Source organism: Bdellovibrio bacteriovorus (assembly GCF_041888015.1).
Classification (GTDB): Bacteria; Bdellovibrionota; Bdellovibrionia; order Bdellovibrionales; family Bdellovibrionaceae; genus Bdellovibrio.
The window spans coordinates 3,762,296-3,770,681 of the sequence record NZ_CP168968.1 but is presented as its reverse complement, the minus strand read 5'-3'; the positions used below and the strand labels follow the sequence as shown (position 1 = coordinate 3,770,681).

Sequence of the window (8,386 nt, the reverse complement as noted above, 5' to 3'; positions counted from 1 at the left end):
ATGAAACGTACATACCAACCATCAAATAAACGTCGTAAAACTACACACGGTTTCCGCGCTCGTATGGCTACTAAAGCTGGCCAAGAAGTTCTTAATCGTCGTCGCGCTAAAGGTAGAAAGCGTTTGACGGTTTCTACAGGTGGAAAATAGTTCTCCACACGTTATTAAGCGAAGTTCTGAGTTTCTCTCTCTCAAACAAACCGGGAAAAGATACTGGCCTACGAAATGGTTGCTTCTGAATTATCAGAAGAACCAGGTGGGTCAGTTGCGTTTTGGCGTAACTGCAAGTCGTAAAACCGGCTCGGCGGTTGTGCGCAATAAGTTGAAACGCTGGACGAGAGAGTATTTCAGAAGCTTCCTTGTGGCGGGAAACTCCCTTGAAGCTGACATCAATCTCATTTTTAAACCAATGGATGCAAACTTTTACAAAGGCCTCAGTCATGAGGAATTTGTTAAAGCTTTGGACCGGGGTTTGGAAACTCTACGAAAACATCTCTAAGTATATCTTATGGTTGTTGATTGGGGCTTACCGAACTCTGGGGACTACTCATTTGGGTGGTTCATGTCGTTTCGAGCCTAGTTGCTCTGCCTATGCCCTTGAAGCCATAAAGACTCATCATACACATAATGCTCTTTGGCTTATCACCAAAAGAGTATGCAAGTGTCGACCGGGAGGACCTTATGGGTACGACCCGGTACCGCCTGCAAAGGGAAAAATCCATGCAACAAAAGAGTAATCCTTCGTTCTTTGATCCGAAAACACTTCTTGCCGTTGCCGCCGTGGCAATCGCTTATTATGGCTGGAATACCTATCTGGCTAAGAAATATCCGGACTATAACAAACCAAAGACTCAAACCGAGCAAACTGTTGCTGCCACTTCCGGAGCAACTCCTTCTGAATCTGCTGCAGCTTCTGCAAATGCTGTTGATACAAAATCTGAAATTGTGGCGGTTCCCGCAACAGCGAAAGAATTCCACTTTGAAAATGATAAAGTTTCTTTCGTTGTATCCAGCTTCGGTATGGGTTTGAGGAACTACACGATCAACAACTACCAGGACAAAGAAAAGAACAACATTAAGTTGGGCGTTTCTCAGGCGGATGGTTTGTTTGAAATGCGCTGGGTAGGGGAAGTTAAACCCCTTCATTTTGACCTAGCTGAACAAGCTCCTGGTCACTATGTTGGTACAGCTCAGGTCGGTGAAACAGTTGTAAAAAGAGAAATGAAGTTCAACTCTGAAACTTCTTCTTTCACCAATACAATCTCTATTGCAAATGCAACTGAGGACCTTAAAAAAGGTTTCTCTTTGTTGATTCCGGAGACAATCCACACGCACGCATCCACGTCCTTCCTATTCCCTTCTTATGAGCACCAGGATTTCTTTGTTACTCATAGCGCAGGTAAGCACGACACGGTGAACTTCAGTAATGCGAAAGAAAATGTTTCCAAGGATTTCGCGGGAACTTCTTTGGTGTCTGTAAGTTCTCAGTATTTTGCCGCAGCTATCTTGGATAAATCTGATGTGATCCCAGAAGTGAAGCTGAATGCCCAGATCAACAGCAAAACAGCTGTTGCAGAGTTGGTTTATAAGCCGGCTCAAATCAAATCCGAAATGACATTCTCTGAGATCTTCTATGCGGGTCCGAAATCCATCGATGCTCTGAAGGCAGTTGATCCAGAGATGGCCAGCCTGATTGATTTTGGTTTCTTCGGCTTTATCGCTCGCCCACTTCTTTATGTGATGAAAGCGGCTCACTCTGTTGTGGGTAACTGGGGTTTTGCGATTATTATCCTGACTTTGCTGGTTCGTCTTTGTGTATTGCCATTCAATATCATGTCCTTCAAATCCATGAAGGCGATGCAAAAGGTTCAGCCGATCATTCAAGGTCTTCGTGAAAAGTATAAAGAAGATCCAATGCGTTTGAACCAAGAAATGATGGCTGTGATGAAGCAAAATGGTGCCAATCCATTGGGTGGCTGCCTTCCGATGCTTCTGCAGATCCCGGTATTCTTTGCTTTGTATCGTGTGATTGGGTCTTCCATTGAGCTTTACAACTCTTCGTTCATCTTCTGGATTACGGATCTAAGCTCCCACGATAAGTTCTATGTATTGCCGGTTTCTATGGCGATCTTCATGTACATTCAGCAAAAGCTTACTCCGAGTACGATGGATCCAACACAGGCAAAGATCATGGCGTTCTTGCCAGTGGTGTTCTCTCTGTTCATGTTGCAACTACCAAGTGGTTTGACCCTTTATATGGTGATCAGCACAATGTTCGGTATTATCCAGCAGTATCTGATCATGAGAGAACCGAAAGCAGCCGTGGCCAAGGCGTAACTGGCCAGTTTTGAATTGAATTTTTATTATTTTATATAGGAGGCAAAATGGGTTTTTTTAGTAAGCTTTTCGGGGGGAAAAGCAAAAGTGCTAATAGCGAAGTAGAAGCACTGGTTGAAAAAACGCTTGGGGGAATCATCGAGAAAGCTCAGTTTGAACTTTCTTTCGAACTGTCCACTGAAAAAGATGACGACGGTTCCACGACATTGGCTATTCAGTTTTCTGGAGCTGATGAAGAGATTCTGAAAGATAAAAAAGGACAGATGTTGGATGCATTCCAGTTGTTCCTTAAGCGCGTTATCCAGCACAATTTCCCTGAAGATAAAACCAATATCACAGTGGACTGTGGTGGTTACCGTGACGAATCTGCAAATGCTTTGATTGAGCGTGCAGAGAATCTGAAAGCCATCTGTATCGAGCAAGGCAAGTCTGTTTATTACAGAGCCCTTCCGCCGAAAGACAGAAAAGTTGTTCACCAGTATCTGGCTAAAGATCCTCGCGTTAAAAGCCGTTCTTTGGGTGATGGTTTATATAAGAAAATCAAAATTTATCCTGCAAAAGGCGGCAACAGTGCAGGTAATGAGGAAGTGGCTCACGACTAGTGAGCCCAGGTGGGGCCTATGATCCGCGGAGATCGTGATAAAGATACAATTTGTGCGATCTCCACTCCTCACGGAGTGGGCGGAATCTCTGTCATCAGAGTCAGTGGGCCCCAGACCCTTTCTATTGTATCCAAGATCTGTACTTTTTTGCCTGAACATCCTGAATCTCACAAAGTTTATTTCGGTAATCTGAAAAATGCCCAGACGGGTGATGAGATTGACGAGGTTTTGGCAACCTACTTCAAACAAGGCCGCTCTTTCACTGGAGAGGAAGTTATCGAGATTTCCTGTCACGGAAGTCCGCTGATTTGTCAGAGTATTTTGAATCAATTAATCCAACTGGGAGCTCGGGCTGCGGATCGAGGCGAGTTTACTTTCCGCGCGTTCATGAACGGAAAACTAGATCTGGTTCAGGCAGAATCTGTTTTGTCTTTGATTGAATCTCAAAGTCAGCAGGCTGCGAAGTTGGCTCTTCGTCAGCTTAAAGGATCGTTGTCCCAAAAGCTTGAAAAAGTCGAAGACGATATGACCTGGATTTTGGCGCATGCCGAAGCCAGCATCGATTTTTCCACTGAAGGCATCGAGGTCATTGAAGACAACGTTGTTCAGGTGCGTTTGCGCAAGGTTGAAGCCGTTTTAAAGGAGCTTGTAGCCACCTTTAAAGTGGGACGCCTTTTGAAAGACGGTTTCCGTATCGTTCTGACAGGTCTTCCCAATGTCGGGAAATCCAGTTTGTTAAATCTGTTCCTGGAAGATGAACGAGCTATCGTGACTGATATCCCAGGCACAACCCGTGATGTGATTCATGGGGATACAAGCTTTGAGGGTGTGAAGTTCACTTTTGTGGATACGGCGGGTCTTCGTGATCAAGCGACGGATTTGGTTGAGCGTATTGGTATTCAGAAGAGCTACGAAGCTCAGAATGAATCCGATGTGGTGTTCTTTGTTTTCGATATCGAAAAAGGTTTAAGCCCTGAAGAGCTTCAGATTTTGGAGTCCTTAGAGCCTCAGAAAACCTATATTTTGGCTAATAAAACCGACAAAATTGGGGGGTCTAAACCCCTGGAAACTGTCGAAAAAGCCCTTAAAAACAGTAAATTTTTCCAAAAAATTGGCGACACCCAGGCTTTCTTCACAAGAAGGGTGTTCTTTGTCAGCGCTCTTGATAAAAAGGTGCGTTCTGAAGTGCTCCAAAGCCTGGTGAAAGAATTCGCGGACTTGCAGGTGGAAAACACGGTTTTGATTTCCAATGCCCGTCACTATGAAAACTTGAACCGTGCTTTAGAGAACACACAACGCTCTCAATCGGTTGTGGATCAAGGCATGGGCGCTGAGTTTTTGGCTCTTGAGCTTAAAGAAGCTCTCATTGCGATTCACGAAACTTTAGGGAAGCGGTTTGATGATCAGATCATGGACCGAGTCTTTAAAGAGTTTTGTATCGGGAAATAAATATGGCTAATAAAAAGTATGATGTGATTGTTGTTGGTGCCGGTCATGCGGGTATCGAAGCCTGTTTGTCGTCGGCGCGCCTGGGTTTAAACACCCTGATGGTTACAACAAATACAGATCGCATCGGTTACATGAGCTGCAATCCTTCCATTGGTGGTCTTGCCAAAGGGCACATGGTCCGCGAGATTGATGTGTTGGGTGGGCAAATGGGTGTTGCAGCTGATGAAACCTGCATCCAGTATAAACGCTTGAATGCTTCCAAGGGCCCGGCAGTTCGCGGTACTCGCGTGCAGAACGACAAGCACCTTTATTCTCAGTTCCAAAAGAATGCTCTATTTAGTCAACCCAATTTGGAAGTTCTGCAAGGGGAAGTAAAACGCCTGATTCTTGAAAAAGATCTGTGCGTAGGTGTGGTTCTTCAGGATGGCTCAGAGATTTTTGCCAAAGCCACCATCATCACCACTGGAACATTCATGAACGGTGTGATGCATATTGGACTTCGCCAGGAGGCCGGCGGCCGCGTCGGGGATCTACCTTCTATCGGCTTGTCAGATCAGTTGGCTCAGTTCGGTTTTGAAGTTAAACGCTTGAAGACGGGAACTCCGGCGCGTTTACTGAAAGATTCTATCGATTGGTCCAAAACAGTTCCTCAGGGCGGGGATGAAAAGGTCTATCCGTTCAGTTATAAATCTTCAGACAAGCTTAAGCTTCCGCAGGTTCTTTGTTACCTGACTCGCACGACTGAACAGACCCATGATATTATCCGTGGCAATCTGGATAAATCGCCGATGTACTGTGGGATTATCGAAGGCGTGGGTCCTCGCTATTGTCCATCCATCGAAGATAAAATCACTCGTTTTGCCGAAAGAGCCAGTCACCAAACATTCCTGGAGCCTGAAGGACTTTCCACGGATTTGATCTATCTGCAGGGGATTTCAACAAGTCTTCCAGAAGAGGTTCAGGATCAGTTCCTGAGAACAATCCCGGGTCTTGAGAATGTGAAAGTGGCCCGCTACGGATATGCGGTGGAATATGATTATATCGAGCCCACTCAGATCTGGCATCGTCTTGAAACCAGAACAATTCGCCAGCTTTTCCTGGCAGGTCAGATCAACGGAACTTCCGGTTACGAGGAAGCGGCCGCTCAAGGTTTGATTGCCGGAGTGAACGCGGCTCACAGTATTTTAGGTCGTGAAGAGTTCATCTTGGGGCGTGATCAGGCTTATATGGGTGTGATGATCGACGATCTTGTGACAAAAGGGACCCGCGAACCTTATCGTATGTTCACGTCTCGCGCAGAACACCGTTTGGTTTTGCGAGAAGACAATACTATCGACAGGTTAAGCGACATGGGAATGAAGCTGGGTCTTGTTTCTGAGGAGTCTTTTGAGTTATTGAGCTCTTTGCGCGAGCGCCGTCAGGTTTTGCATGATCGCCTTCGTAATACGGTGGTTTATCCGACTAAAGATATTCAACAGATCCTTGCGACAATTCCGACTCCAGCTATGACAAAGTCCCTGACTTTCGAGGAGTTGCTGCGTCGTCCTGAGCTTACGAGTTCACACCTTGAATTGCTGAATTTTGAGCTGGATCCGGATCCAAATGTGGTTGAGCCGGTTGAAATTGAGGTCAAATATTCTGGCTATGTAAAAAGACAGATGGACCTGATTGTTCAGTCAAAAAGAATGGAAGAAATGCTTCTTCCTGAAGGTCTGGCGTACGGTGAAATCCGTGGTCTTTCCAATGAAGAGAAGGATAAGCTGCAATGCGTTAAGCCCCGTACCTTAGGTCAAGCTCAGCGGATAAGTGGTGTTAATCCTTCCGCCATTCAGGCTATAATGATCCATCTAAAAGGTCATAAAAAGATCAAGGAGTTGGATCTTGAAGGACAACAAGGAACAGGAAGCGCCGGTAATCCACTGGCGCATTGATGAGTGGTTTCCAGATCTAAGTCCAGATCTGCGAACTCGACTAAAGACTTACCATGAAGAGCTGATTAAATTTAATCGCACGGTGAATTTAATTTCTCCGAAGACGCTCTTTGTGGCCGATGCCCTGCATTTTGCAGACTCTATTTTAGCCTCTCAGGTTATCTATAAGGCGAACCCAAAGATTGATAAGATCTTTGATCTTGGAAGTGGCAATGGCTTCCCGGGAATGGTCTTCGCCCTTTTGTACCCACAAGTGCAGGTTGTGCTGATTGAATCCGACATTAAAAAGGTCGAGTTCTTGAAACATCTGGCCTCGACGTTGAAAGTAGGGAATTGCACTGTCGAACATAAGACCGTTGAGTCTCTGGCTGAAAACTCCATGCAGTATGTGATGGCGAGAGGTTTTAACTCGATTTCTAAGTCTATTCTGGTGGCTCGTAAGGGTGTGGCTAAAGGGGGCGCCTTCTATCATCTAAAGAGCGAGGAGTGGGGTATTGAGGTGGGGGAAATCCCAACCCAGCTTTGCTCCATCTGGTCTCCGTCGTTGGTGGGGGAGTATAAACTTCCGATAGGCGCAATTAAGTTCTCAGTAGTGAAAACAGATAAAATCGCATAGATGTTCCACGTGGAACATTCTTAATGACCCCCGGCCGCTGGTTCGGGGGTTTTTTGTTCCCCCAGGCCGACTTCTTTAATTCGTTCCTTTGCATCCCAGGTTCTTTTGGCATTTCTGAGACGTTTTTCCGTCTGGTAAGAGTTCCACTCTTGTGGATCCGGCCAAGTTTCACCTTTTTTAAAGGCTTTCGAGTAAGACTTCTTCGATTCGCGCTTGCGAGCTTCGATCTTTAGCTCAAGATACTGCTTTTCTTGCTCCAGGCGTACGATCTTTTCTTTTGATTCACGGACGCGCTTTTGGGCGTACTTTACTTGGCCTGTTTGTGGAACGACGTCGGACAATTCCTTTTCGAAACCCTCAAGATTCTTTTTCTCGGCTTCGAGGAGTTGACTTGCTTCTGCCGTAGCTGAGTGAAGATCATTGTAGATCGGATCCTTCAACTCTGGGTTGGGATCGGGCTTGTTGCAGGCAACGAGGCTTAAACTAAGGAGTATCAGACAAATAATTCGCATAAAACACGTGTTCCACGTGGAACATCGGAAAAAACACAGAAAAACATAAGGTGTGCCGCGAAAAACTAGTCTTTATTCTTGAATGTTCAGACGATTCGAGAGAATTTTTCTACTCAAGGAGGAAAAATGGCAAAAACAATCTGCATAGCGAATCAAAAGGGTGGTGTTGGTAAGACAACGACGTCTGTAAACCTCTCCTCCGCCCTGGCTACTCTTGGAAAAAGAGTTCTTTTGATCGATATGGATCCTCAGGGAAATGCATCGAGCGGTTTGGGTATCAAAAGATACGAAAGCCAGGATGCGAATAGCTACCATGTGCTTATCGGTGAGAAGACTCTGACTGAGGCTACTCAAAAACTTCCAATCCAAACCTTAAAGATATCCACGGCTAATCCTGACCTGGTGGGCGCGGAGATTGAATTGGTTGATATGCCGCAGCGTGAATACCGCCTTAAGCAGGCGATTGCCACCGTGGCTGATCAATATGACTTCGTGATCATTGATTGCCCTCCATCTTTGGGTCTTTTGACTTTGAACTCCTTGAATGCGGCGGACAGTTTCCTTGTGCCTCTGCAGTGTGAGTACTATGCACTTGAAGGGCTTAGTCAGCTTTTGAATACGGCGGGACTAATCAAAAAGAATTTGAATCCTCAACTGCATATCGAAGGCATCGTTCTGACGATGTTTGATATTCGAAATAATCTGAGTCACCAAGTAGTGACCGAGATTAAGAACCACTTTGGCGAGAAAGTTTTCAACGCCATCATTCCAAGAAATGTACGCCTCAGTGAGGCACCAAGCCATGGTCAATCCATCCTCGATTACGACAGCAAATCCATCGGCGCAACCAGATATCTAGAGCTAGCTCGTGAAGTGATCGCCCGTTCTGAGGTGAAAGCGACGACAGAAGCGGCTCCACACGCAGAACAGATGGCATAA

General features: G+C 45.7%; 10 protein-coding genes. 9 read left to right on the top strand and 1 reads right to left on the bottom strand.

All coding sequences use genetic code 11. The features are described from left to right. The 8 genes from rpmH to rsmG are packed head-to-tail and all read left to right on the top strand — an operon-like array spanning position 1 to position 6,935. Positions 1-150, top strand: a complete 150-nt coding sequence (gene rpmH, locus ACES2G_RS18015) for a 50S ribosomal protein L34 (RefSeq protein WP_011166211.1) — start codon at positions 1-3, stop codon at positions 148-150. Next, on the top strand, positions 140-499 hold the full coding sequence (gene rnpA / locus ACES2G_RS18010; protein ID WP_374000941.1) for a ribonuclease P protein component: 360 nt from the start codon (positions 140-142) through the stop codon (positions 497-499). Before rpmH ends, rnpA begins: the two co-directional genes overlap by 11 nt. Further along, the gene (gene yidD, locus ACES2G_RS18005) at positions 414-737 is read left to right on the top strand and encodes a membrane protein insertion efficiency factor YidD (protein WP_374000940.1); all 324 of its coding nucleotides are present in this window, start codon (positions 414-416) and stop codon (positions 735-737) included. The genes rnpA and yidD overlap by 86 nt, the downstream gene beginning before the upstream one ends. Then, positions 682-2,337, top strand: a complete 1,656-nt coding sequence (yidC, locus tag ACES2G_RS18000; RefSeq protein ID WP_374000939.1) for a membrane protein insertase YidC — start codon at positions 682-684, stop codon at positions 2,335-2,337. Before yidD ends, yidC begins: the two co-directional genes overlap by 56 nt. A gap of 47 nt (positions 2,338-2,384) precedes the next feature. Beyond that, a complete protein-coding gene (locus ACES2G_RS17995; RefSeq protein WP_374000938.1) occupies positions 2,385-2,939 on the top strand; it encodes a protein jag in 555 nt (184 codons plus the stop codon). Positions 2,940-2,957: 18 nt separating this feature from the next. Next, positions 2,958-4,388, top strand: coding sequence for a tRNA uridine-5-carboxymethylaminomethyl(34) synthesis GTPase MnmE (gene mnmE / locus ACES2G_RS17990; protein ID WP_347355670.1), 1,431 nt, complete (start codon positions 2,958-2,960; stop codon positions 4,386-4,388). A 2-nt stretch (positions 4,389-4,390) separates the two neighbouring features. Further along, positions 4,391-6,319, top strand: a complete 1,929-nt coding sequence (gene mnmG, locus ACES2G_RS17985; protein ID WP_374000937.1) for a tRNA uridine-5-carboxymethylaminomethyl(34) synthesis enzyme MnmG — start codon at positions 4,391-4,393, stop codon at positions 6,317-6,319. Then, the gene (gene rsmG / locus ACES2G_RS17980) at positions 6,270-6,935 is read left to right on the top strand and encodes a 16S rRNA (guanine(527)-N(7))-methyltransferase RsmG (protein WP_347355674.1); all 666 of its coding nucleotides are present in this window, start codon (positions 6,270-6,272) and stop codon (positions 6,933-6,935) included. Before mnmG ends, rsmG begins: the two co-directional genes overlap by 50 nt. A 20-nt stretch (positions 6,936-6,955) precedes the next feature. Here the strand turns inward: rsmG and ACES2G_RS17975 are convergent, their stop codons facing one another. Next, positions 6,956-7,447: a hypothetical protein gene (locus tag ACES2G_RS17975; protein WP_347355676.1), complete on the bottom strand. Its 492-nt coding sequence runs from the start codon at positions 7,445-7,447 to the stop codon at positions 6,956-6,958. Between the two features lie 126 nt (positions 7,448-7,573). Between ACES2G_RS17975 and ACES2G_RS17970 the strand changes: the two genes are divergently transcribed. Then, entirely contained in the window at positions 7,574-8,386 is an 813-nt protein-coding gene (locus ACES2G_RS17970) for a ParA family protein (protein WP_374000936.1), read from the top strand.